19 protein-coding genes are annotated in these 24,097 nt (G+C 65.5%); 2 read left to right on the forward strand and 17 right to left on the reverse strand.

Annotation, left to right across the window (positions count from 1 at the left end; translation table 11 throughout):
* Positions 1–10: 10 nt before the first annotated feature.
* The 5 genes from QN085_RS15435 to QN085_RS15455 form a co-directional block, all read right to left on the reverse strand.
* The gene (locus QN085_RS15435; protein ID WP_041505873.1) at positions 11–2,107 is read right to left on the reverse strand and encodes a putative bifunctional diguanylate cyclase/phosphodiesterase; all 2,097 of its coding nucleotides are present in this window, start codon (positions 2,105–2,107) and stop codon (positions 11–13) included.
* A 128-nt stretch (positions 2,108–2,235) separates the two neighbouring features.
* Entirely contained in the window at positions 2,236–2,730 is a 495-nt protein-coding gene (locus tag QN085_RS15440; RefSeq protein ID WP_015270756.1) for a GNAT family N-acetyltransferase, read from the reverse strand.
* A 248-nt stretch (positions 2,731–2,978) separates the two neighbouring features.
* Positions 2,979–3,914 (reverse strand): catechol 1,2-dioxygenase, encoded by a 936-nt coding sequence (gene catA, locus QN085_RS15445; protein WP_013973065.1) that lies wholly within the window; start codon positions 3,912–3,914, stop codon positions 2,979–2,981.
* A 43-nt stretch (positions 3,915–3,957) separates the two neighbouring features.
* On the reverse strand, positions 3,958–4,248 hold the full coding sequence (gene catC, locus QN085_RS15450; RefSeq protein ID WP_013973066.1) for a muconolactone Delta-isomerase: 291 nt from the start codon (positions 4,246–4,248) through the stop codon (positions 3,958–3,960).
* A gap of 139 nt (positions 4,249–4,387) precedes the next feature.
* On the reverse strand, positions 4,388–5,509 hold the full coding sequence (locus tag QN085_RS15455; RefSeq protein WP_024088025.1) for a muconate cycloisomerase family protein: 1,122 nt from the start codon (positions 5,507–5,509) through the stop codon (positions 4,388–4,390).
* Between the two features lie 135 nt (positions 5,510–5,644).
* On the opposite strand from QN085_RS15455, the gene catR reads away from it, so the two are divergent.
* Together catR and dsdA are read left to right on the forward strand one after the other, a co-directional pair.
* Positions 5,645–6,517, forward strand: a complete 873-nt coding sequence (gene catR / locus QN085_RS15460) for an HTH-type transcriptional regulator CatR (RefSeq protein WP_013973068.1) — start codon at positions 5,645–5,647, stop codon at positions 6,515–6,517.
* A 202-nt stretch (positions 6,518–6,719) separates the two neighbouring features.
* The gene (dsdA, locus tag QN085_RS15465; RefSeq protein ID WP_013973069.1) at positions 6,720–8,054 is read left to right on the forward strand and encodes a D-serine ammonia-lyase; all 1,335 of its coding nucleotides are present in this window, start codon (positions 6,720–6,722) and stop codon (positions 8,052–8,054) included.
* Positions 8,055–8,215: 161 nt separating this feature from the next.
* On the opposite strand, the gene QN085_RS15470 is transcribed toward dsdA, so the two are convergent.
* The 12 genes from QN085_RS15470 to QN085_RS15525 all read right to left on the reverse strand — a co-directional run bounded on the left by QN085_RS15470 (position 8,216) and on the right by QN085_RS15525 (position 24,029).
* The gene (locus tag QN085_RS15470) at positions 8,216–9,049 is read right to left on the reverse strand and encodes a LuxR C-terminal-related transcriptional regulator (protein WP_230397086.1); all 834 of its coding nucleotides are present in this window, start codon (positions 9,047–9,049) and stop codon (positions 8,216–8,218) included.
* A 53-nt stretch (positions 9,050–9,102) separates the two neighbouring features.
* Positions 9,103–10,515: an aminotransferase gene (locus tag QN085_RS15475; protein ID WP_013973071.1), complete on the reverse strand. Its 1,413-nt coding sequence runs from the start codon at positions 10,513–10,515 to the stop codon at positions 9,103–9,105.
* Positions 10,516–10,549: 34 nt separating this feature from the next.
* Positions 10,550–11,653, reverse strand: a complete 1,104-nt coding sequence (locus tag QN085_RS15480; protein WP_013973072.1) for a polyamine ABC transporter substrate-binding protein — start codon at positions 11,651–11,653, stop codon at positions 10,550–10,552.
* 275 nt (positions 11,654–11,928) lie between these two features.
* Positions 11,929–12,630 (reverse strand): NAD(P)H-dependent oxidoreductase, encoded by a 702-nt coding sequence (locus QN085_RS15485; RefSeq protein WP_024087323.1) that lies wholly within the window; start codon positions 12,628–12,630, stop codon positions 11,929–11,931.
* Between the two features lie 42 nt (positions 12,631–12,672).
* Positions 12,673–14,088 carry an aldehyde dehydrogenase family protein gene (locus QN085_RS15490; protein WP_041505871.1) on the reverse strand — a complete coding sequence of 472 codons (1,416 nt, stop codon included), beginning with the start codon at positions 14,086–14,088 and terminating at the stop codon, positions 12,673–12,675.
* Positions 14,081–15,271, reverse strand: a complete 1,191-nt coding sequence (locus QN085_RS15495) for a pyridoxal phosphate-dependent aminotransferase (protein ID WP_041505870.1) — start codon at positions 15,269–15,271, stop codon at positions 14,081–14,083. The genes QN085_RS15490 and QN085_RS15495 overlap by 8 nt, the downstream gene beginning before the upstream one ends.
* Positions 15,272–15,294: 23 nt before the next feature.
* The gene (alr, locus tag QN085_RS15500) at positions 15,295–16,524 is read right to left on the reverse strand and encodes an alanine racemase (protein WP_023663463.1); all 1,230 of its coding nucleotides are present in this window, start codon (positions 16,522–16,524) and stop codon (positions 15,295–15,297) included.
* A 34-nt stretch (positions 16,525–16,558) separates the two neighbouring features.
* Positions 16,559–18,166: a 5-guanidino-2-oxopentanoate decarboxylase gene (locus tag QN085_RS15505; RefSeq protein ID WP_041505869.1), complete on the reverse strand. Its 1,608-nt coding sequence runs from the start codon at positions 18,164–18,166 to the stop codon at positions 16,559–16,561.
* Positions 18,159–20,276, reverse strand: coding sequence for an acetate--CoA ligase family protein (locus QN085_RS15510; RefSeq protein WP_285687135.1), 2,118 nt, complete (start codon positions 20,274–20,276; stop codon positions 18,159–18,161). Before QN085_RS15510 ends, QN085_RS15505 begins: the two co-directional genes overlap by 8 nt.
* A gap of 17 nt (positions 20,277–20,293) precedes the next feature.
* Entirely contained in the window at positions 20,294–21,454 is a 1,161-nt protein-coding gene (locus tag QN085_RS15515; RefSeq protein WP_039613897.1) for an acyl-CoA dehydrogenase family protein, read from the reverse strand.
* Between the two features lie 33 nt (positions 21,455–21,487).
* Positions 21,488–22,282, reverse strand: a complete 795-nt coding sequence (locus tag QN085_RS15520) for an enoyl-CoA hydratase/isomerase family protein (protein WP_013973080.1) — start codon at positions 22,280–22,282, stop codon at positions 21,488–21,490.
* A 340-nt stretch (positions 22,283–22,622) separates the two neighbouring features.
* Positions 22,623–24,029, reverse strand: coding sequence for an amino acid permease (locus QN085_RS15525; protein ID WP_013973081.1), 1,407 nt, complete (start codon positions 24,027–24,029; stop codon positions 22,623–22,625).
* Between the last annotated feature and the right edge of the window lie 68 nt (positions 24,030–24,097).

Genomic DNA, 24,097 nt, shown 5'->3' on the forward strand with positions numbered 1-24,097 from the left:
CGCAAGGGCACTATGCCGGCGTCACGACTTGCTTCAACCGCTCGTTCGCCGGTGCCGGCCGCCCGTACAGGTAACCCTGGAAGTGCGAGCAACCCTCCGCCACCAACCGGCGCATCTGCTCCTCCGACTCCACCCCCTCGGCCGTGGTCTTGATCATCAGGCTGTTGGACAGGTCGGTAATGGCGCGAATGATCGACATCGCCTCGCGGCTGTCGCACATGTCATGCACGAACGACTTGTCGATCTTGATCCGGTCGAACGGGAACGAACGCAGGTAACCCAGCGAGGAGTATCCGGTGCCGAAATCGTCCAGCGAAATGGACACGCCCAGGTCCTTCAGTGCACGCAGGGTACGCACGTTTTCCTCGCTGTTGCCCAGCAGCACCGACTCGGTGACCTCCAGTTCCAACCGCTGTGGCGGCAGGCCGGAGTCGGCCAGCGCCAGGGCCACGGTGTGCACCAGGTTGGCATTCTTGAACTGCACTGCCGACAGGTTGACCGACACCGTCTGCTCGCTGTCCCAGCTGGCCGCCTCCTGGCAGGCCAGGTTCAGCGCCCGGGTGCCCAGTTCGTGGATCAGCCCGGTTTCCTCGGCGATGGGGATGAAGTCCATGGGCATGACCATGCCACGGGTCGGGTGCTCCCAGCGCAGCAACGCCTCGTAGCCGGTAACGCTGCTGGTCTGCTGGTCGACCACCGGCTGGTAGTGCAGCTGCAACTGGCCCAGGTGCAGCGCAGTGCGCAGGTCGGTTTCCACCAGGCGGCGCTGGCGGGCGGCGACGTCCAGTTCGACGCTGAAGCACTCGTAGCGGTTGCGACCATTGCGCTTGGCCTCGTACAGCGCCATGTCGGCGTAGCCCAGCAGTTGCTCGGCCTGGTCGCTGTCTTCCGGCGCAATGGCAATGCCGATGCTCACCCCCACCGTAAACTGGTGCCCCTCGATCTGAAACGGTGGGCAGATCGCGTTGATCAGGCGCTGCGCAGTGTTGCATGCGGCCTCCCGGCCTTCCAGGCCGGTCAGCACCACCGCAAACTCGTCGCCGCCCAGGCGGGCCAGGGTGTCGTGCTCGCGCAGCTCGCGGCGCAGGCGCTTGCCCAGCGCGCGCAGCAGCTTGTCGCCAAAGGCGTGGCCCAGCGAATCGTTGATGTTCTTGAAGTTGTCCAGGTCCAGGCACAGTGCGGCGGTCAGCTTGGCGTGCTCGCTGTCACGCAACAGGGCCTGGCGCAGGCGTTCGTTGAAAAGGGTGCGGTTGGGCAGCCCGGTCAACGCATCGTGGTGGGCCATGTGGTGGATCTGCGCGTGGGCGGCCAGCTCTTCGGTGGCATCTTCGGCAACGAACAACACATAGTCGGCCTGGCCTTCACGGTTCTGGCTAAGCAAGGTGCGGCTGCGCAGGGTGCGTGGGCCACAGGCCGTGTCGACCCGGGTTTCGGCAGCATGCCCCTTGGTGCTGCGGGCGCCACGGGCCAGTTGCTGTTCCAGGTAACCGGCAACGCCCGGTGCCAGGCACTCGCCGGGCAACTGCCCGATCATGCTGCGCTGCGGCCCGCCGAACAGGCGTTCGGCCTGCTGGTTGGCCAGCAGGATGCGCTGGCTCTCCAGGTCCTGGACAATGACGCTGGCGGGGATGTTGGCAATCACCGAATCAAGGAACTGCGACAGCTTGGCCATTTCCTGGCTGTACTGCTCGGCCAGCTCCTTGGCCTGCAGCAGTTCCAGCTCTTGCCGGTGACGCTCGGAAATGTCGCGGGTGACCTTGGCAAAACCCACCAGTTGCCCGGCATCGTCGTACACCGCGTCGATCACCACATGGGCATGGAAGACCGTGCCGTCCTTGCGCAGGCGCGAACCGATCTCTTCGAAGCGCCCGGTGCTGCGGGCCTGCTCAAGGTTCAGCGCCGGCAGCCCGGCGGCGCGCTCGGCATCGGTGTAGAACAACGAGTAGTGCTTGCCGACGATTTCCTCGGCCAGGTAACCCTTGGCGCGCTGGGCGCCGGGGTTCCAGTTGGCGACGATACCTTCGGGGGTGAGCAGGTAGAAGGCATAGTCCACCACACTCTGGATCAACAGCCGGTACATGATGTCGGGGCTTGCGACTAGCGACATGACTTTTACCTGGGCCTTCGAAAGGCATGAAAAGGATTGGTGGCATTATGCCTTCGATGACGACTTTGTGAAGTAGCTCACAAAAAGCCACGATCCCTTCAATTAGCGAACGAAGGCTTGCAACCCCCTCAATGGCGGGCGCCCGTGACCAGGAAATTGAGCAAGCCCGGTTCGTCATCCAGGGCTATGGGCTGCGCCGGGCGCGACAGCTCGGCCAGCACGGCATTGCAGAAGGCCACGGCAGGCATGTCCTGTGCGTAACAGCGCATCAACCAGTCGCCCTCGCCGCCCAGTAGTTGCAATGCCACCGCCCGGCCGATGCCCTGTCGGCGGTACTTTTTCAGGATGAACAGGTCAGCCAGTTCGAACGCGTCGATGCCCGGCAGCTCGCTGCGTTCGACCAGCACGAAACCGGCGATGAAACCGTCTGCCAGCACCAGGTACGCGCCCCAGCCATCGGCCCCCCAGTAACGTTGCAGGTGCTCGTCATGGATATAGAAGCGGCCGTCCACTTCGACGTCTTCCTGCTCCCAGTCCGAGGACTCGTAGGCGTAGAACTGATAGAGGTTGCGAATCAGCGGGGCCTGGTCGGCAGTGGTTGCCAACAGTTCGATGGGCAGCATGGTGAGGGGCTCGGGTAAAAAGGCGGATTCTAGATCAACCGCCCCTGGCAGCAAAAAGCCCAGGCCCTCCCCGCACGGAAAGGCCCAGGCAAAACCAACACAAATACATCACTCATTGATTTAGCAGGCCCCTGTGGGAGCGGGTTCACCCGCGAACACCGGCACAGCCGGTGCCATACATCGAGTCGCATTCTTCGCGGGTAAACCCGCTCCCACAACGACCTCTACAACCGGAGCGATAACATCACTCAGGCCCCCTGCAACGCGCGCGGGCGGTGGCTGCGCGCCTCGGCGTCTGGCGCCTTGGCCGCCTGCAGATGGAAGTCGAACGCCAGCTCGGCAAAGCGCTCACCCTCTACGCCGCGAGCACGCGCTGCCGCAGCATCCTCGACAAAGCGCAGCTCGCCGACCAGCCCGTCACGGGTGGCATAGGCAAAGTCATCCCACAAGTACTTGTCGCCGGCCAGGTTTATCTGCGTGGTCAGGTGCCGGTGCCCGGGCGCAGAGATGAAGAAGTGCACATGCGCCGGGCGCTGGCCGTGACGGCCGAGCAGGTCCAGGCATTCCTGGGTTGGTCCCTGCGGGTCGCAACCGTACCCCGACGGTACGATGGAGCGCGCGCGGTAGCGCCCTTCGGCATCGGTGATGATGCGCCGGCGCAGGTTGTACTCGGACTGGGTAGTGTCGAAGTACGAATAGGTACCCTGGGTGTTGGCATGCCACAGGTCGACGGTGGCGCCGGCCAACGGCTTGCCTTCGGCATCGAACACCTGGCCCTGGAGGAACATCACCACGCCCGGGTCGCTGCCGTCATCCATGCGCGTTTCACCGTGCGCCAGCGGCGCGCCTGCCACATACAGCGGGCCTTCGATGGTGCGCGGGGTGCCGCCAGTCAGGCCGGCCTCGGCGTCCTTGGCGTCCTGCAACAGGTCGAGGAAGTGCTCGATGCCCAGGCCCGCCGCCAGCAGGCCGGCTTCGTTACGGCCACCCAGGCGGTTGAGGTAGTCGACGGCATGCCAGAACTCGTCTTCGGTGATTTCCAGGTCCTCGACCAGGCGTGCAGTGTCCTGCAGCACACGCAGGATGATCTGCTTGAAGCGTGGGTTGCCTTCAGCATGGCCCAGGCCGGCCACTTCCTTGAAGAACGCCTGAACATCGGCAGTGTGGGAAATTTTAACGGTCATCGTGCTTGCCTCATCTTGTTCTTGTCAGGTAGACAGGTGCGACTCAGCGGTCGTCGCTGTGAATCGACGAGGGGTGCCGGCACAGGCCGTCTACCTCGATATCCATGTACGGGAACAGCGGCAGCTGCATCAGGGTGTCGTGCAGCGCCTCGACGCTGGGTACATCGAACACGCTGTAGTTGGCGTAGTGCCCGGCAATGCGCCACAGGTGGCGCCAGGTGCCTTCGCGCTGCAGGCGCTGGGCCAGTTCCTTTTCGTCGGCCTTGAGCCGGGCGGCCTTGGCCGGGTCCATGTCGACCGGCAGTTTCACGGTCATCTTCACGTGGAACAGCATGCTGGTATCTCCTTTCTCTGATTTGGCGCAAACACTGTGGGAGCGGGTTTACCCGCGAACACGGGCGAAGCCCGTGCCATCCACCGCGTCGCCTGCTTCGCGGCTAAAGCCGCTCCCACAGGGTTCTGTGTGTGTTCGTTCAGCGGCGGGCGAAGCGCGCCAGGCGCTGTTCGTCCAGGGTCAGGCCCAGGCCTGGGGTACGTGGAATGTGCAGCTGGAAGTCGCGGTATTGCGGCGGCTCGTTGACGATTTCTTCGGTCAGCAGCAGCGGCCCGAACAGCTCGGTGCCCCAGGTGAGCTGGCGCAGGGTCAGGAAGGCATGAGCCGAAGCCAGGGTGCCGATCGAGCCTTCGAGCATGGTCCCGCCATACAAGGCGATGCCGGCAGCCTCGGCGATTTGCGCGGTACGCAGTACGGCCCGCGGGCCGCCGTTCTTGGCTATTTTCAGGGCGAAGATGCTGGCCGCGCCGTCGGCAGCCAGGCTGAAGGCGTCCTCGACGCTTTCGATCGACTCGTCGGCCATGATCGGTGCCGGGCTGCGCTGGTTCAGGCGTACCTGGCCGCTGCGGTTGATACGCGAAATCGGTTGCTCGATCAGGTCGATGCCGTTTTCGCCAAGCACCTGGCAGGCACGGATGGCCTGGGATTCGTCCCAGTACTGGTTGACGTCGACCCGCACGCTGGCGCTGTCGCCCAGCTCGCGCTTGATCGCCACCACGTGCTTTAGGTCCTGGGCCAACGGGTTGGCGCCAATCTTCAGCTTGAACACCCGATGCCGACGAATCTCCAGCATGTGCTGGGCTTCGGCGATGTCCCGGGCGGTATCGCCGCTGGCCAAGGTCCAGGCCACTTCCAGGCTGTCGCGCACGCGGCCACCCAGCAGTTCGCTGACCGGCAGGCCCAGGCGTTTGCCCTGGGCATCGAGCAAGGCGCTTTCGATACCCGACTTGGCAAAGGTATTGCCCTTGGCCAGCTTGTCCAGCTTGAGCATGGCGGCGTTGATGTTGTCAGCCGGCAAGCCAACCAGCGCCGGCGCCAGGTGCGCATCGATGTTGGCCTTGATGCCCTCCGGGCTTTCGTAGCCATAGGCCAGGCCGCCGATGGTGGTGGCCTCGCCGATGCCTTCCACGCCATCACTGCAGCGAACACGCAATACCACAAGGGTCTGCTGCTGCATGGTGTGCATCGCCAGCTTGTGCGGGCGAATGGTCGGCAGGTCGACGATAATTGCCTCGATACGTTCAATCAGCACGCTTGTCATTGTTGCCAGGTCCCGTTGTTTCGGGCTGCCAGCCGCAGGCCCGAGTGGTGCATTTACTTGCTTGTTCAAGGATTGCGCGAGACCCTGATAGCCGTCCAATATCGAATGAATCTCCCACCATACCCTGGAGGTCTGATGGAGCTGCGCCACTTGCGTTACTTCAAGGTCCTGGCCGAAACCCTGAACTTCACTCGCGCCGCCGAGCTGCTGCACATTGCCCAGCCGCCGCTGAGCCGGCAGATCAGCCAACTCGAGGACCAGCTCGGTACCTTGCTGGTAGTGCGCGAGCGCCCGCTGCGGCTGACAGAGGCGGGTCGCTTCTTCTACGAACAGAGCTGCACCGTGCTGCAGCAGCTGCAGAACATCAGCGACAACACCCGTCGCATTGGCCAGGGCCAGCGCCAGTGGCTGGGGATCGGCTTCGCCCCGTCGACCCTGTACAAGGTGCTGCCGGAGCTGATCCGCGAGCTGCGCCAGGACAGCGAGCTGGAACTGGGCCTCAACGAGATGACCACGCTGCAGCAGGTGGAGGCGCTGAAAAGCGGGCGCATCGACATCGCCTTCGGGCGCATTCGCATCGATGACCCGGCGATTCACCAACAAGTGCTGTGCGAGGACCCGCTGGTGGCGGTATTGCCCAAGGATCACCCGCTGGCGAGCAGCCCGCTTACACTTGCCCAGCTGGCTGGCGAGGCGTTCATCCTCTACCCGGCCAACCCGCGGCCCAGCTATGCCGACCATGTGCTGGCACTGTTCGCCCACCACGGCATGAGCATCCACGTCAGCCAATGGGCCAACGAACTGCAGACCGCCATCGGCCTGGTGGCCGTCGGCGTGGGCGTGACCCTGGTGCCGGCGTCGGTGCAACAGCAGCACCGCACCGATATCGAATATGTAAGCCTGCTCGACAGCGGCGCCGTCAGCCCGATCATCCTCAGCCGGCGCAAGGGCGATGTGAGCCCGATCGTGCAGCGCTGCCTGACATTGATTGCACAACAGGCCGAATGAGCACGCGCTCCCTGACCTCAACGGTCTGGCTAAACACCTGCCCCCTGTGGGAGCGGGTTCACCCGCGAACACGGGCGAAGCCCGTGCCATGCACCGAGTTGAATTCTTCGCGGGTAAACCCGCTCCCACAGGGTCCGCGTCTGTCTGTAGGCGCACTTTTGTGTCACACCCCGGCCATCATCAACCAACAGGAATACCCAGCATGATTCACGGCAAGACACTGCAAGCATGGTGCAGCTCCCACCCCCTGATCGACGACCTGGTGGCCCTGCGCGAAACCCGTTGGTTCAACCCGCACATTGCCCCGGCCGCCCAAGCCCTGGCCGACGTCGGTTTAAGCGCCGCCGATGTCAGTGCTGCCAGTGCCCGCCTGGCACGCTTTGCCCCCTACCTGGCCAGCGTGTTCCCGGATACCGCCGCCACCGGCGGCATCATCGAGTCACCACTGCGCCCGCTGCCCAAACTGCATGCCACCTTGCTGCAGGCAGCGGGCCTGCCTGCCAGCGGTTCACTTTGGCTCAAGGCCGACAGCGAGCTGCCGATCTCTGGCTCGATCAAGGCCCGCGGCGGTATTCATGAAGTGCTCAAGCATGCCGAAGACCTTGCCCTGGCAGCCGGCCTGATCAGCCTCGACAGCGATTACCGGGAACTGGCCAGCGACCAGGCCCGGCAATTCTTCAGCCAGTACAAGGTTGCGGTCGGCTCGACCGGCAACCTCGGCCTGTCGATCGGCATCATGAGCGCCAGACTGGGCTTTCAGGCGACCGTGCACATGTCGGCCGATGCCCGCCAGTGGAAGAAGGACAAACTGCGCGCCCATGGCGTGAACGTGGTCGAGTACGAAAGCGACTACAGCGTGGCGGTGGAGCAAGGGCGCCAGCAGGCGGCGGCGGACCCGGGCTGCTACTTCGTCGACGACGAGAACTCGCCACACCTGTTCCTCGGCTATGCCGTGGCGGCCGAGCGGCTGGCCGCCCAGTTCGAAGCCGCGGGCATCAAGGTAGATGCCGAGCACCCCTTGTTCGTCTACCTGCCCTGTGGGGTCGGCGGTGGCCCCGGTGGCGTGGCGTTCGGCCTGAAGCTGATCTGGGGCGACCATGTGCACTGCATCTTCGCCGAGCCCACCCACTCACCGTGCATGTTCCTGGGGGTGTATAGCGGTTTGCATGACGCCACCAGCGTGCAGGATTTCGGCATCGACAACCTGACCGCCGCCGACGGCCTGGCGGTGGGCCGCCCTTCCGGCTTTGTCGGCAAGGCGATGCAGCGTTTGCTCGATGGTTATTACACGGTCAGCGACGAGGCGCTGTACCGGCTGTTGGTATTGGCCCATGACCAGGAGAATGCGCGGCTGGAGCCTTCGGCGCTGGCGGGGATGCCGGGCATGGTCAGGGTGCTTGAAGCGCCTGAGTACCTGGCGCGCATGGGCCTGTCGGCCGGGCGCATGGGCCGGGCTACGCATCTGGTGTGGGGGACCGGTGGCAGCATGGTGCCGGACGCGGAGTTTGCGGCCTATCTGGCTAAAGGCAGGGGCTGAGAGTTATTGGGGGGCAGCGCTATACCTGTGGGAGCGGGTTCACCCGCGAACACGGGCGAAGCCCGTGCCATCCACCGCGGTGTCTGCTTCGCGGGTGAACCCGCTCCCACAGGGATCGCGCCAGCTTTCAAATAGTGAGCAAGGCAGTTGCTCCTTTGCTGCTATACCGGCAGGTGATCACCGCGCAGCCAGTCGATAAACCGCGCAAACAACTCCGACTGCGAGTTGATCTCCAGCTTCAGGTACAGGTTCTTGCGGTGCATGCGTACGGTTTCCGGCGAGATGCCCAGCTCCAGCGCGGTGGACTTCACCGAATGCCCACGCAAGATCATGTGCGCCACCTCCCGCTCACGGTCGGTCAGCACCTGGCAGCCGAAACTGTCGAACGCCGCCTGCAGGCTGCCACGCTCCGCCGAAGCGGGGCCGGGCTCCAGATGGTGCCGAGCGTAGCGCCCCAGCAGCTCGCGTACCATCGGCTCCAGCGCGCGCAGCAGGTCGATCTGCCCCGTACTCAGCCGTGTGCCGCTGCAGCCCTGGAACAGGCTCAGCGACAACTTGCGGCCAGCGCTGAGGTCGACGATGTAGTAGCTGTCTTCACTGCAACCGGTACCCAGGTAGTAGGCCTTGTAGTAGTCGCTGTCGAAGAAGTTGTCCGGGGCGATTTCCTGCAGGTGGTAGAAGCCCTCGGCCAGGCCGCTCTGCACGGCCAGGCAGAACGGGTCGAGCAGGTAGCCGGCAGTGAAGTAGCGCTCCAGCACGGCGGCGCGGTGCAGGTCGGGGATGCCTTGCTGGTACAACAGTTGCGGTGCCCGCCCCTGGCACTCGAGGCTGATCATCATCGATTCCACCCGCACCAGCTGGCCGATGGCGGCTGCCACATGCGCCAGCGCCTCGGGCGTTTCGCTGTGGGCCAGTGCGCGCTGCAGCGCCGCATGCCATTGCTGCAGCGCGCCCAGTGAAAGGGTAAGCGGGGTGTCGGGAGAGGCCTGGGTCATGCCCGGCAGTCTAGCCTGCCAGGCACGCCCGCGCACAGCCCTTTGCGCCAGGTTCATCGGCCCTGGTACAGGCCAAGCGCCGTGAGTTCGCGCGCGGTTTCGATGATGCACTGGCGCAGGGTTTCGACAATCTCGTCCACTTGCGCATGGGTGACGATCAACGGCGGCGACATCACGTTCAGGTGCATGATCGGCCGCACCAGCAGCCCTTTGGCCTGGGCCTTGCTGTGGATGCGTTCGCCGATGTTCACCTCGTCGGCGAACAGCGTCTTGCTGGCCTTGTCGGCAACGAACTCGACACAGGCCATCAGCTTCATGCAGCGCACATCCCCCACCAACGGCAGCTCGCGCAGGCTTTGCAGGCGCTGCTCCAGGTAGCCGCCAACATCCTTGACGTGCTCCAGCAAATGCTCGCGTTCGATGATCTCGATGTTCTTCAGCGCCGCGGTGCAGCACACCGGGTGGCCACTGTAGGTGAAGCCGTGGGTGAAGCAGCGGCCCTTGCCCGGCTCGGCGATCACCTGCCAGATGCGCTCGGAGAAGATGCACGCCCCCAGCGGCAGGTAGGCCGAGGTCAGGCCCTTGGCGGTAGTGATGATGTCGGGGGTTACGCCGAACAGTTCCTCGCTGGCGAAGAAGGTGCCCAGGCGCCCGAACGAGGTCACCACTTCGTCGGCGACGAACAGGATGTCGTAGGTCTGGCACAGCTGCCACATGCGCTGGAAGTAGCCCGTGGGCGGAATGATCACCCCGCCCGAGCCCATGATCGGCTCGGCGAAGAACGCCGCCACGTTGTCGGCCCCCAGCGAGAGAATCTTGTCCTCGAACTCGGCCACCAGGAAGTCGAGGAACTCGGCCTCGTCCATGTCGTGCGGGGCGCGGTACGGGTTGGGGTTGGACACGTGGTGGATCAGGTCGTGCTGATAATCGAACTCCGGCACCCGGTCAGCGGCCTTGTTGCCGAGCGACATGGTCAGCGTGGTGGAGCCGTGGTAGGCGTTGTAGCGGGCGATGATGTGCTTCTTGTGCGGCTTGCCACGGCAGTTCTGGTAGTACTGGATCAGCCGGTAGGCAGTGTCGACCGCGGTCGAGCCGCCGGTGGTGAGGAACACATGGTTCAGGTCACCCGGCGCCAGCTGCGCAAGCTTCTGGCACAGCTCGATGGCCACGTCGTTGGCCATGTCGGAGAACGGGTTGGAATAGGCCAGCTGGCGTACCTGGTCCGCGATGGCCAGGGCCATTTCCTCGCGGCCCAGGCCAATGTTGGTGCACCACATGCCGCCGACGGCATCGAGGAAGCGGTTGCCGTGGGTATCGCGGATGTAGGCGCCCTCACCGGCAACGATGTTCAGCGCGCCTTGCTCGCGGTGCTCGTCGAACACGTGGTAACCGTGCATGTAGTGGGCCTTGTCGGCTTCCACCAGCGGGTCGTGGGCAATGGCGAATGCTTTGCTTGGGGTGGCCATGGGCAGCTCCTTGGCAGTGATCGTTGGGCAGTGTTCAGAAACCGGTCTTGACCGTGCTCCAGACCCGGGTGATGGCGCGCATGTCCTTCGGGCTCTGGGTTTTCTGCGCGAACAGGCGCTCGCGGGTTTGCGCGTCGGGGTAGATGGCCGGGTCCTGGCGGATCTCGTCGCGCACCAGCGCCGTGGCGGCGGCGTTGCTGTTGGCGTAGTGGATGTAGTCGGTGACCTTGGCCATGGTCTGCGGCTGCAGCAGGAACTCGATGAAGCGGTGGGCGTTGGCCGCGTGCGGCGCATCCTTGGGGATGTACAGGTTGTCGAACCAGATCAGCGAGCCTTCCTGGGGGATGAAGAACGACAGCTTGATGTCCTTCTTCGCTTCCACCGCGCGGGCCTGGGCGGTGGCGTAGTCGCCGGACCAGGTCAGGGCCAGGCAGACATCGCCGTTGGGCAGGCTGGTGAGGTAGTTGACCGAATCGAACTTGCGAATGTACGGGCGAATGCCCAACAGCAGTTGTTCGGCCGCCTTGAGGTCGGCCGGTGATGCGCTGCGTGGGTCCTTGCCCAGGTACTGCAGGGCCAGCGGGATGACTTCGGTCGGCGCGTCCATCAGGGTGACGCCACAGTCGGCGAAGCGCGAGACGATCCTGGGGTCGAACAGCATGGCCAGCGAGCCGATGGGGGCATCGGGCATGCGCGCGGTGATCTTGTCGACGTTGTAGGTCACCCCCGAGCTGCCCCAGGTATAGGGCGCCGAATATTTCAGGCCGGGGTCGTAGCCTTGCAGGTTGTTCACCACCTGCTGGTCGAGGTTGTGCCAGCTTGGCAGTTGCTGCTTGTCCAGCGCCTGGAATACCCCGGCGCTGATCAGCGGGGGGACCAGAGAAGCGTTGAGCATGACCAGGTCGTAGCCGGAGCGGCCGGTGAGCAGTTTGGTCTGTACCGTTTCGTAGCCGTCGAAGGTGTCGTAGATGACCTTGATGCCGGTGGCCTTCTCGAAGTCGGCCAGGGTGGTTTCGCCGATATAGTCGGTCCAGTTGTACAACCGCAACGTGTTACCGCTGTCCACCTCTGCCGCCTGGGCCAGGCTGGCGCCAGACGCCAGCAGCAGACCGCCAATCACCTTCAGTACCTTGCGCATGGCAACTCCATCGTGTGAATGCTCGGGATCGAGCCGATGGGGGCACTATCGAGGGATTTGCCGAAGGGGGACATACCCCGAATGTGTGGGTGGTCGCTTTTTGGCGGAATGTCGTACGCCGACAGAATTCTGGGGCTGCTTTGCAGCCCTTTCGCGACACAAGGCCGCTCCCACAGGTTCACTGCCGGCTTCGAAGGCTGCGCAGTCCTTGTGGGAGCGGCCTTGTGTCGCGAAAGGGCCGCAACGCGGCCCCAGTGGCTGGTACAGGAGAAAAGTCAGGTTAGTGGGTAAAGCGCCTCATCAAACTGCTCCAGGCGCGGGAACACCAGTGGCTGGTCGTCCGGGAGCTGCTCCAGGCGCTGCCGGTACTGCTGCAAGAACACCTGCCGCGCCTCGTCACTGATGTACGGCACATGCCAGGCCACGAACGGCGGCAGCACCTCGAACCCCACATAGGCCAGCGTGCCGCGCAAGATCGGCCGCAGCATGTCCTCCAGCGGCCCATGAATCGCCCCGTCGCCAAACATGTGCTCGCGCCCGCCCAGGGTCACGGTCACCAGCGCTTTCTTGCCCGCCAAACCGCCCTGGTCGTAGAAGCGCTTGCCGCCATAGCACACCCCCGACACCAGCACGCGGTCGATCCAGCCCTTGAGCATGGCCGGCGCCGAGAACCAGAAGATCGGGAAGTTCAGCACCAGCAAGTCGGCCCACAGCAGCTTGTCCAGCTCCTGCCGGATATCCGCGGCAATGGCGCCACGCTTGACCCCTTGGCGCTGCTCCAGGGCATACACCAGGTACTCGGAGTTCTCGCGCTGGCTGAAGTCATCGGCGCTGGCCACCGGGTTCCAGCCCATGGCGTACAGGTCGCTGACCTGCACCTGGTGGCCCTGGGCGCGGAAGGTTTCCACGGCCTGGTCACGCAGGGCAGCAGTGAACGATTGCGGCTCGGGGTGAGCGTGGACGATCAGTACATTCACAAACATTCTCCTCACACAAAACAGGTTGTCTTCCAGCTGTGCTCAGCACTGCACCGCTTTCACCTCGACGAACTCGGCCAGGCCCTCCTCGCCCCACTCGCGCCCGTTGCCCGACTGCTTGTAGCCACCAAACGGTGCCTGGTAGTTGAACCCGCCACCGTTGATGAAGCACTGCCCGGCGCGTATCTGCCGCGCCAGGGCCAGGCCGTGCTCACGGCTACCGGCCCACACCGCACTGGACAGGCCGAACGGCGAATCGTTGGCCTGGGCCAGCGCCTGGGCCTCGTCGGCATAGGGGATCAGGCACAGCACCGGGCCGAAGATTTCCTCCTGGGCGATGCGCATGCGGTTGTCGACATCGGCGAACAAGGTCGGCGCCACGTAGAAGCCGCGCTCGAAGCCGGCTGGCGTATCACCGCCGCACAGCAGGCGCGCGCCCTCTTCCTGGCCCAGGCGAATGTAGTCGAGCACGGTGCGCCGCTGGCCTGCCGAACACATCGGCCCGAGGAAGCTGGCCGGGTCACGCGGGTCGCCCATGACCAGCGCCCGGGTCTCGGCCTCGGCAATCTCCAGCGCCTCGGCGTAGCGGCTGGCCGGCAGCAGCATGCGGGTCAGGGCCGTGCAGGTCTGCCCCGAGTTGATCATCACGTCCTGCACGCCATGGCGCACCGCCGCGTGCAGGTCGGCGTCGGCGGTGATCAGCAGAGGCGACTTGCCGCCCAGCTCCAGGCACACCCGCTTCACCGTCGGCGCGGCCGCCTGGGCCACGCGCACCCCGGCGCCGGTGGAGCCGGTGAACGACACCATGTCCACCTGCGGGTGCCGGGCCAGGGCCTCGCCAACCTTGGCCCCCGGCCCGCTGACCAGGTTGAACACCCCGGCCGGCAGGCCGATGGCCTCGATCATCTCGGCCAGCAGGAACGCATGCAGCGGTGTTTCCTGGCTGGGCTTGACCACCACCGTGCAGCCGGCGGCCAGGGCCGGCGCCAGCTTGCCGATCATCTGGTGCAGCGGGTAGTTCCACGGGTTGATGAACGCGCACACGCCAACGGCTTCGCGGTACACCAGCGAGTTGCCGACTTCGCGCACCTCATCCATCAGCCCGGCCAGTTCGGCGTACTGCTCCAGCCCGGCAATCGGGCCCTCCACCTGTACCGCCTGGCACCACTGCACCGGCATGCCCAACTCGTCGGTGATGACCGAGGCCATTTCCGCCGCGCGGCTTTTCAGCTGTGCAGCCAGCGCCGTTATATAGCCGGCACGTACGCTGGACGGCGTGCGCGACCAGCCATCGAAGGCCCGCCGCGCGGCCATGACCGCCCGTTCGACATCGGCCTCGGCGCCCAGCGGCACCCGGCCGATGGCCTGTTCGGTGGCCGGGTCGATCACCTCGGCCATGCCCTGCCCGCTCGGTACCTGCCAGGCGCCGTCGATGTACAGCCGCGCATACTCACGCATGGCCGTAGTCCCGTTTCAGTTCGTCGGCACAGCAGGCGATGCGCCGGCAGGCATCGATCAGCGCCGCATTGCCCAGCACCAGGCCCAGGCGGATATGCCCGGCAGCGCTGGGGCCGAACGCTTCGCCGGCAAGCACCGACACGCCTTGGCTGTCCAACAGGTAGTCGGCAAAGGTCTGGGCAGATACGCCGGTCTCGCGGATATCGACCATCACGAACATACCGCCATCGGGCTTGAGCACCTTGATGCCCGGGCAGTCGGCCAACTGCTCGCACACCAGGTCGCGACGCTGGCGATAGGCTTCGCGCATAACATCCAGTTCCGGCAGCTGCTGCTCCAGTGCCACCACGGCGGCGTCCTGGATGAAGTCCGGCGAACCGTACAGCATGCACAGGGCGAGGTTTTCCAGATGGGTGGCAAGTTCGGTCGAACCGACCACCCAGCCCACCCGCCAACCGGTCATGGCATGCGACTTCGACAGGCTGTTGAGGGTGGCGGTGCGCTCGGCCATGCCCGGCAGGCTGCCAGGGCTGACATGCTCGCCGTCGTACAACAGCTCGCTATACACCTCGTCAGAGATCAACCACAGATCGTGGGCGATGCACAGCTCGGCCAGCGCCTCCCAGGTGGCACGCGGCAGGCTCGCCCCCGAGGGGTTGTGCGGGCTGTTCAGGGCCAGGGCACGGGTGCGCGGGGTGATGCGCGCGGCCACGTCACGCGGGCACACGCGAAAGCCGTTCTCCGGCTTGACCGGCACCGGTACCACCTTGGCGCCACAAGCCCCGAACACCGCCTCGTAGGTCACGTACATGGGCTCGGCGACAATTACCTCGTCACCCGGGTCGAGCACGCACTGGGCCACGCAGTACAGCGCGCACTGGGCCCCCGCCAGCACCGTCACCTGGTCGGCATCGACGGCCTGGCCGCTGCGCTGGCGGTGGCGGTTGGCGATGGCCTGGCGCAGCGCCAGCTTGCCGCGCACATCGGCGTAATGGGTGTGGCCCGAACGCAGGCTGTCGATGGCCGCCTCGACGATCGGCGCGGGGGTGTCGAAGTCCGGGTCACCCACCGAAAGCAGCAGGATATCCCTACCCTCGGCCTGCAGCGCCAGGGCGCGATAGTGGATGTCCCAGGCCGCAGCCCCGTCGCCGGCGATGTGTTGAGTGAGCTTGGCGTAGCGCATGGCAATCTCCCTTCATTGGCAGTTCAGTCGACGAGAATCTTCGGGTTGGAACTGCCCCATACGGTGTAGAGGTCGGCGAGCAACGCGCCGTTGATTTCTTCTATCTCGGCCTGGGTGATCTCCCCCCCGGCCTGTTTGCCGAACAGCACCACTTCGTTGCCCCCCTTCACATCGGGGAAGTCGGTGACATCGACCATCAAGGTGTTCATCGACACCTTGCCCACCACTGGCACTCGGTGGCCGTTGATCAGCACATGGCCCTTGTTGGTGAACACCCGGCGGTAGCCATCGGAGTAACCCACGGTGATGTTGGCCAGGCGCGAATCACGCGCCAGGGTGAAGGTGCGGTCGTAGCCGACGGTGTTGCCTGCCGGGTAGCTGTGCACCGCCGCCACGTGCGACTTGAACTGCATGACACGTTGGTATTCGGTGCGCGTCGGCACGGTGTCGCCGAACAGCGCGCCACCGGTACGCACCATGTCCAGGTGCGCTTCCGGCACTTCCAGCGTAGCGAAGGAGTTGGCGGCATGCAGGGTGAGCTTGCTGCGATCAAGTTTCGCGTGCTTGATCAGCCAGTCGGTCTGTTCGTTGAACGCTGCCAGGCCTTTGCGCACATCGTCCTTGTCTTCCACGGCGAAGTGAGTCATCAGCGCGACCAGCTGGAGGTGCTTCTGGTCAGTGATCTGCAGCGCTTCACCCCGGCCGGACCAGGTGGTCATTTCCACGCCGTTGCGGCTCATGCCGCTGGAATTGAGCGCCATGTGAATGCGCAGGGTCTTGCCATGGCGTTCGGCGATGGCATCGAGCTGGCGGGCGAACTCGGCGCTGCCAACCAGCTCTTCCATGTCGTACTGCAAGGCATCTTCCACTTCGCCGAGGCTGGCCAGGCGTACCCGCACCAGTTGCCCGGTGAAGCCGCTGGCGCGGACCACGCGTGCCTCCTCGTTGCTGGCCACCGCCACGCAGGGCACGCCCTGGGCGATGATCGACGGCATGACCAGGCCGATACCGTGGCCATAGGCGTCGGCCTTGAGCACGGCGCACAGCTTGGACTTGCCGCCCAGCTCGGCCTGCAAGGTACGGATGTTGTGTTGCAGTGCGCCGGCACTGATTTCGACCCAGGCGTTGCTGTTCTGCGCGGTCAGGGCGGTGGTGCCGTTGTCCATCGACAGGGGCGGTGCGGCGTACAGCGGGCCCTGGCCAGTGATCAGCAGAGCGAGGGATGCAGCCAGGAGGGTACGGCTAAATTGCATGGTGATTTCTCTTGTTGTTCGTGGTGTCTGCCGCTTAGCAGACGCAGGTGTGTTTGAGTTCGATGAAGGTGACGCCGGGGGTGGCGAAACCGCTGGCCAGATCGGCCTGCAGCGCGTCCAGGTCACGCGGCTGGCGCACCGTGCAACCAAAGGCGCGGGCCAGGCCGATGAAGTCCGGGTTGCGTGGCAGTACGCCGACCGGCTCGATGTCCAGCCCGAGCATGTCGTCGCGGATCTGGCCAAGGGCGTCATTGTTCCATAACAGCACGACCAGTGGCCGGTCCAGTTCTTCGACTGCCGTGGCCAGCTCCTGGGCGGTGTAGAGGAAGCCGCCGTCGCCCACCAGCACCAGGCCTGGGCGATGGTCGCTGGCGAACATGCCGCCGATGCCGGCCGGCAGGCCATAGCCAAGGGTGCCGTAGCCGGTGGGGTTCAGCCAGCTGCGCGGCGCCCGGCTGGCGAAGGCGTAGTTGCCGGTGTAGGCCAACTGGGTCATGTCGCTGCTGACGAAGGCATCGTCGGGCAGCACGGCGGCAATGCGGTCGAGAATCGCCTGGTGCACGGCCTGCAGTGGCGCATGCCCGCCGCGAATGGCCTGGCGCAGGTTGGCCACGGCTTCGCTGGCCTGGGCCGGGTCACGATCCAGCTCTGGCAGGTGCTCGAGCAGGCCGGCCAGGGTTTGCCGGGCATCCCCGTGCAGCGCTATGGCACAGGGGTAGAAGTCGTTGAACTTGCGCGGGTCGATGTCCACGCGTAGCAGCTCGCCGCTGATCGGCAGGCGCTCGCGCCAGAAGTCGGTGTCGGCCATTTCGGTACCTACTGCCAGCACCACGTCGGCCTGGCTGATCAGCTGCCAGCCGGGCTCGACGCACAGGCTGGCGCCGGCATTCAGTGGCGCGTCCGCTGGCAGCAGGCCCTTGCCGGCCACGCTGGTGAACAATGGCGCTGCCAGCCGAGTGCTCAGCTGCTGCAGCTGCTCGGCCGCGTGCAATGCCCCTCCGCCGGCAATGATCATCGGGCGCTTGGCGGCGGCCAGTTTCATGGCGGCCTGGTCGAGGATGTCGCGGCAAGGCTGGCCGCGCCCGGGGCGGCGCACTACCTCATTGCTCCAGTCACGGCTGACCGGTGCGGCCAGTACGTCCAGCGGCACCGAGATGTGCACCGGGCGCGGCCGTTCGCTGTCGAACACAGCCCATGCGCGGGCGATCAGTTCGGGCAGGTCGTCGCCGCGCAGGGCCACGGCGGAGAACGCGGTAATCGGCGCGGTCATGGCGCGCTGGTCCTGGGTTTCGTGCAGGCAGCCCCAGCCCTTGCCCAGGCTGGCAGTGTGGTTGACGCTGGAAATCACCAGCATCGGGATGGAGTCGGCGTAGGCCTGGCCGATGGCGGTGGCGGCATTGGTCACGCCCGGGCCGGTGATGACGAAGCACACCCCCGGTTTGCCGCTTACCCGTGCATAGCCGTCGGCCATGAAGCCGGCGCCCTGCTCGTGGCGGGTCAGCACATGACGGATGCCGCTGCCCGGCAGGCCGCGGTACAGCTCCAGGGTGTGCACGCCGGGGATGCCGAATACCGTCTCCACGCCGTAGTTGGCCAGCAGGCGCACCAACGCCTGGCCGGCGGTCGGGGTGTGCTTATTCATGTCGTTCTCCTTGCGCCTGGCCGAGGCGGATCAGCGCGTCGACCGCGGTGGTGCCGTGGGCACCGACCATCAATGGGTTCACATCCAGTTCCAGCAGTTGCCCGGCGTTCTCGCAGGCGTAGTCGGCCACCGCGCGGATAGCCGCAACCAGTGCGTCGAGGTCGGCGGCCGGGCGGCCACGGAAGCCTTGCAGCAGGCTGGCACTGCGCAGGCCGAGCAGCGCGCTGCGGATGGCATCGTCGGTGGTTGGCAGCAACAGGCTGACGCTGTCCTTGAGCAGCTCGACCAGCACGCCACCGGCACCGATCACCAGGGCCAGGGCGAAGTCGTGCTCGCGCTTGATGCCAACGATCAGTTCGGCCAGCGGCGGCTCGGCCATCGGTTCGAGCAGCACCTGGTCGAACGCTACCTGCGGGGCGTAGGCGGCGATGCGCTGGCGCATCTGCACCAGCGCAACCTCGAGGGCGGCGGCATCGCGCAGGTTCAGCGCCACCGCACCGGCTTCGGTCTTGTGCGGCAGTTGCGCGCTGACCGCCTTCAATACCAGCGGGTAGCCGACGCGGGCGGCATCTGCCACGGCGCGCTCGGGTGTGCTCAGCACCCCTGCCGGTACCGGCAGGCCGAAGGCACGCAGGGCTTGCTTGGATTGCCATTCGTCCAGCAGCTGGCCCTCGCCCGCGATGGCCTTCGGGCACAGCGGCACCCGCGCGGCCTCACCCTGTTCCAGTAGCCGCTGGCGGTTGCGCTGGTAGGTGACGATGCGGCCCCAGGCTGCCAGGCCATCCTCCACGCCCTGCAGGGCGGCGATGCCACGCGCGTGCAAACGCTCGCGCGCGCAGGCGGGCAACAGCTCCGGGAATGCCGAGGTGACGAAGCCGATCTTGCCGTGGCGCTCCAGTGCATCGCAGTACAGCGCCAGCAGCAGGTCGCATTCCTTGCGTTCGCCGGTGAACGCCGCCGGGTAGTCCAGCACCAGCATGGCCGCGTCGGCTGCGCCGCTCAGGGTGCTGTCGAGCATGCGTTGCAGAGCCGCTGCATCACCCCAGATGGCCGTGGTGAAGTCCAGCGGGTTGACCAGGTTGGCATAGGCCGGCAGCACCTCGGCCAACTGCGCCACCTGCCCTTGTTCGAGCTTCGGCAGGACCAGCTGGTTGCGCTCGGCATAGTCGGCGATCAAGCCGGCATCGCCACCCGAGCAGGCCAGGGCGATCAGCTCGCCATTCACCGGAAGGCGCCCACAGGCGGCGGCCTTGAGGGTTTCAACGAAGCTCACCGGGCCACTGACGCGGATCACGCCCAGGCGCTGGAACAGGCTGTCGTACAAGGCATCGGAGCCGGACAGCGAGCTGGTGTGGCTGAGCGCCAGTTCGGCGCCAATCTGCGAAACGCCGGTCTTCAGCGCAATGATCGGCGTGCCCTGCTGCAATGCCTTGCAGGCAGCACGGGCGAAGCCCGGCACGTTCTTCAGGCCTTCCAGGTGCAGGCCGATGGCGGTTACCCGTGGGTCGTCGAGCAGCACGTCCATCAGCTCGGCCACGCCCAGTTGTGCCTGGTTGCCGACCGAGGCCATGTAGGCCACCGGCAGCGATCGGTCGCTCATCGACAGGTTGTAGGCGAAGTTGCCGCTCTGGGTGAGGATCGCCACGCCCTTCTCCACCTGCTGGCCACCATGGGCCACCGGCCACAGGGCAGCGCCGTGCAGGTAGTCGAGCAGGCCGTAGCAGTTGGGGCCGAGCAAGGCCATGTTGCCGGCGGCGGTGAGCAGGCGCTGCTGCAGCTGGCGGCCCTCTTCGCCGCTTTCGGCAAAGCCCGCGGCATAGCAGATGGCGCCACCGGCGCCGCGTGCGGCCAGCTCGGCAACACACTGCAGGGTCAGTTCGCGGTTGGTGGCGATGAACACCGCGTCCGGGGCATGGGGCAAGTCGGCCACACGTGCTACACAGGGAATGCCTTCGAGGCTGTCATGCTGCGGGTTGACCAGCCACAGCTCGCCACCAAAGCCACCTTCGGCGCAGCGCTTCAGCGCCCGCGCCATGCTGCGCCCGCCGACGAAGGCCAGGTGCCGGGGGGCCAGCAGGCGCTTGAGGTTGTCACGAATCGAATGCGACATGGGTGTTCTCCTGGCGTTCAGCGCAGCAGCGGGCGCAGCAGTTCGCGGGCGATGATGTGCCGCTGGATTTCCGAGGTGCCTTCCCAGATGCGCTCGATGCGTGCGTTGCGCCAGATGCGCTCGACCGGCCCTTCATCCATCAGGCCCATGCCGCCAAAGATCTGCACGGCTTCGTCGGCAACCTTGCCCAGCACCTCGCTGGCGAACAGCTTGGCCATGCCGGCCTCACCGTCGGTCATGCTGCCCTGGTCCATCTTCCAGGCGGTGTGCAGGGTGAGCATTTCCGCAGCGCGAATCTGCGTGGCCATGTCGGCCAGCTTGAACGACACGCCCTGGTAGCTGCCGATGGCCTGGCCGAACTGCTTGCGGTCGGCGGCCCATTGCAGCGACAGGTCGAGGGCACGCTGGGCCTGGCCCACGCAGTTGGCGGCGACCATCACCCGGCCGGCGGTGAGCCAGGCGTTGGCCACCTCCCAGCCCTTGCCGACCTCGCCCAGCACCTTGCTGGCCGGCACCCGGCAGTCGTCGAAGAACAGCTCGTAGGTGTGGTAGCCACGGTTGCTCACGCACTTGGGGCCACGGCGGATGGTCATGCCCGGCGTGCCCCGGTCGACCAGCAAGGCCGTTACCGCATTTCGCTTGCGCCCGTTGTGCTCGTAGGTGTCGGTGACGGCGAAGACGATGGCGAAATCGGCGTGGCCGGCATGGCTGATGAAGTGCTTGCTGCCGTTGATGACGAAGTCGTCACCCTGGCGCACGGCACGGGTCTTGATGGCGTTGGCATCGGAGCCGGCGCCCGGCTCGGTGAGGGCGAAGCAGTCGATCTTCTCGCCCTGCACGCAGGGCAACAGGTAGTCGTTGATCTGCTCGTCCTTGCAGGCCATGAGGATTTTCGATGGCCGCGCGACGAACACGTGCAAGGCCCAGGACACCTTGGACAGTTCGCGCTCGATAAGCGCCTGGGACAGATAGTCCAGGCCACCGCCGCCGACCTCCTCGGGCATGTTGAAGGCATAGAACCCGGCGGCGATGGCCTTGCCACGGATCTGCGCAGCCAGCTCGGGCGATACGGCATCGGCGCGGTCCACCGCCTCCTCATGGGGCAGCAGCTCCTTGGCGACAAAACTGCGTACCGCTTCCACCAACATTTCTTGTTCTTGGGTCAGTTGGAAATTCATCTGCGAAGGTCCTGGTGAGGGTCGGTTATCGGGTTACTGGCCGGTAAAACGGGGTGCGCGTCGCTCCACCGAGGCTTGCAGTGCCTCGGCACCGTCCTGGCTGCGGCCGCACAGCAGGCCGGCCTGGCGCTCGGCCTCCAGCTGCTCGGCCAGGGTGCGCCGCGCGCCATCGCGGATCAGCCGCTTGGTCTGCGCGTAGGCGAAGGTGGGGCCGTTGGCCAGGCGCCCGGCCAGCTCGGCGGCCACGGCGGGCAGTTGCTCGTCGGCACAGACTTCGCTGACCAGCCCGGCCGCCAGGGCACGTTCGGCACCCCACAGTTCATCGAGGAACAACAGGCGCTTGGCCTGCTCGCTGCCGATCAGCCGTGGCAGGTGCCAGCTGGCACCGGCATCGGGGCTGTAGCCCATGCTGGTGTAGCCGGCCTTGAAGCGCGCCGAGGCCGCGGCGATGCGCAGGTCGCAGCACAGGCTGAGGTCCATGCCACCGCCCACGGCGGTGCCGTTGATGGCAGCGATGGTGGGCTTGTCGAGGCTGTGCAGGCGCAACATCAGGGCGTGGGCGGTTTCGGTCCAGCCGTAGCTTTCCAGGGTGCCCTGGGCCTCGGCCGCGGCCCATTCGGCCAGGTCGGCACCGGCGCAGAAGCTGCGGCCGCTGCCGGTCAGCACCACCACGCGCACGGTCGGGTCGCTGTTGCAGGTTTCCAGCAGGGCGTGCAGTTGCTTGAGGGTGGGGATGTCCAGCGCATTGCGCTGCTCGGGGCGGTTGAGGGTGATCCAGGCAACGCCGGCTTCGACCTTGCTCAACAGTGACGACGACGGGGTGGTCATGGGGGGCCTCGGTGTTGTTGTGATGGTTTGAGAGGGCTTGATGAGGGAGATACTAAACGAGTGTTCAACAAGGCGGCAATTGGGCGGGGATGGGGCTGTAACAACGCTTGAAAACGATATATATCGTTGTTTTTATTAGCTTTATTTGTTGCATCAAGGTTGAGATAGGAGGTGGTTGTTACAACTTTGTACAACTGACGGATTGCTGGGGGCGCTTTGCGCCCCTTTCGCGACACAAGGCCGCTCCCACAAGTCATTCGCAGACTTCAGGTCTGCGCGGTACCTGTGGGAGCGGCCTTGCGTCGCGATGGGCTGCGTAGCAGCCCCCGAGATTGAAACCTCAGACCCCTGGCACGCTCGGCTCGAAGGCCCCCTGCCGACGGCGGTTGACGAAGAAGTACGCCGCGTAGCACAGGGCAATGAAGCCAAAGCCCCAGTACAACGACGGCCGCTGGGTTTCATCCAGCGCCAGGAACACGAACAGCGAGCTGCACAGGGTGATGCACAGCAGCGGCACCAGCGGGTACAGCGGCGCCTTGTACTTCAGGTCCTGCAGTTGCCCACCATCTCGCAGGTAGGCCTTGCGGAAGCGGTATTGCGCCAGGGCGATGACGATCCAGGTCACGGTGCCGGACATGCCACTCACCGCCATCAACACCATGAACAGAGTGTCGGCGGCAATGAAACTGGTCATCAGCGAGATCAGCGCGAAGCACAGGGTGATGCTCAGCGCACGCAACGGCACGCCACGCTTGCTCAGCGGCGACAGGCTTTTCGGCGCCATGCCGCTCTTCGACATGGCCCAGAGGATGCGCGTGGAGGCATACAGCCCGGAGTTGCCCACCGAAAGGATGGCGGTGAGGATGACGAAGTTCATCAGGTCGGCGGCAAAGGGAATACCCACCATGTCGAACACCTGCACGAACGGGCTTTCCATCAGCCCGGCCTGCTCGAACGGCACGATGGCCGAGAGCACGGCAATCGCCAGTACGTAGAAGATCAGCACGCGGAACACCACGTTGCGCACGGCCCGCGGGATGCTCTTTTCCGGGTGCTCGGTCTCGCCGGCCGCCACCCCCATGATTTCACAGCCCTGGAAGGCATAGACCACGGTCATCATCACCGCGAACACCGCCGACAGGCCATGGGGGAACAGCGACTCGCCCACCAGGTTGTCCAGCATCGGTGCTGGCGCCCCGCTGCTCAGCGGGATGGCGCCGAAGATCACCAACAGGCCGATGATGATGAAGCCGAGGATGGTCGCCACCTTGATCCCCGAGAACCAGTACTCCGCCTCGCCGAAGGCACGGGTGGCCAGGGCGTTGAGGCCGAACAGCACGACCACGAACAGCGCCGACCAATACCAGATCGGCACCTCCGGGAACCAGCGGGTCATCAGCATGCCGGCGGCGGTGAACTCCAGGCCCACGGTGGTGGCCCAGCTCATCCAGTACACCCAGCCGATCATGAAGCCGGTGGCCGGGCCGATGAACTTGGTGGCGTGGGCCTGGAACGAACCGGACACCGGCATCTGCACCGACAGCTCGCCCAGGCAGACCATCACTAGGTACATCAGCAAACCCGCGACCAGGTAGGCCAGGATCGCGCCTATCGGGCCACCCTGGTTGATGGTCACACCCGAGCCCATGAACAGCCCGGTGCCGATCACCCCGCCCAGCGACAGCATGAAGATGTGCCGGCTTTTCAGCGCGCGGGTGAGCTGGATCTTTTCGCGGTTGTCAGTCATGGCGCACCTCGCCTTTGCGGCCGGTGCCATACCACGCGGGGGTGCCGCACGGTGTGTTGGGAAGGAGG

Origin of the sequence: Pseudomonas sp. M2(2023), assembly GCF_030263955.1 — a bacterium.
Classification (GTDB): domain Bacteria; phylum Pseudomonadota; class Gammaproteobacteria; order Pseudomonadales; family Pseudomonadaceae; genus Aquipseudomonas; species Aquipseudomonas asiatica.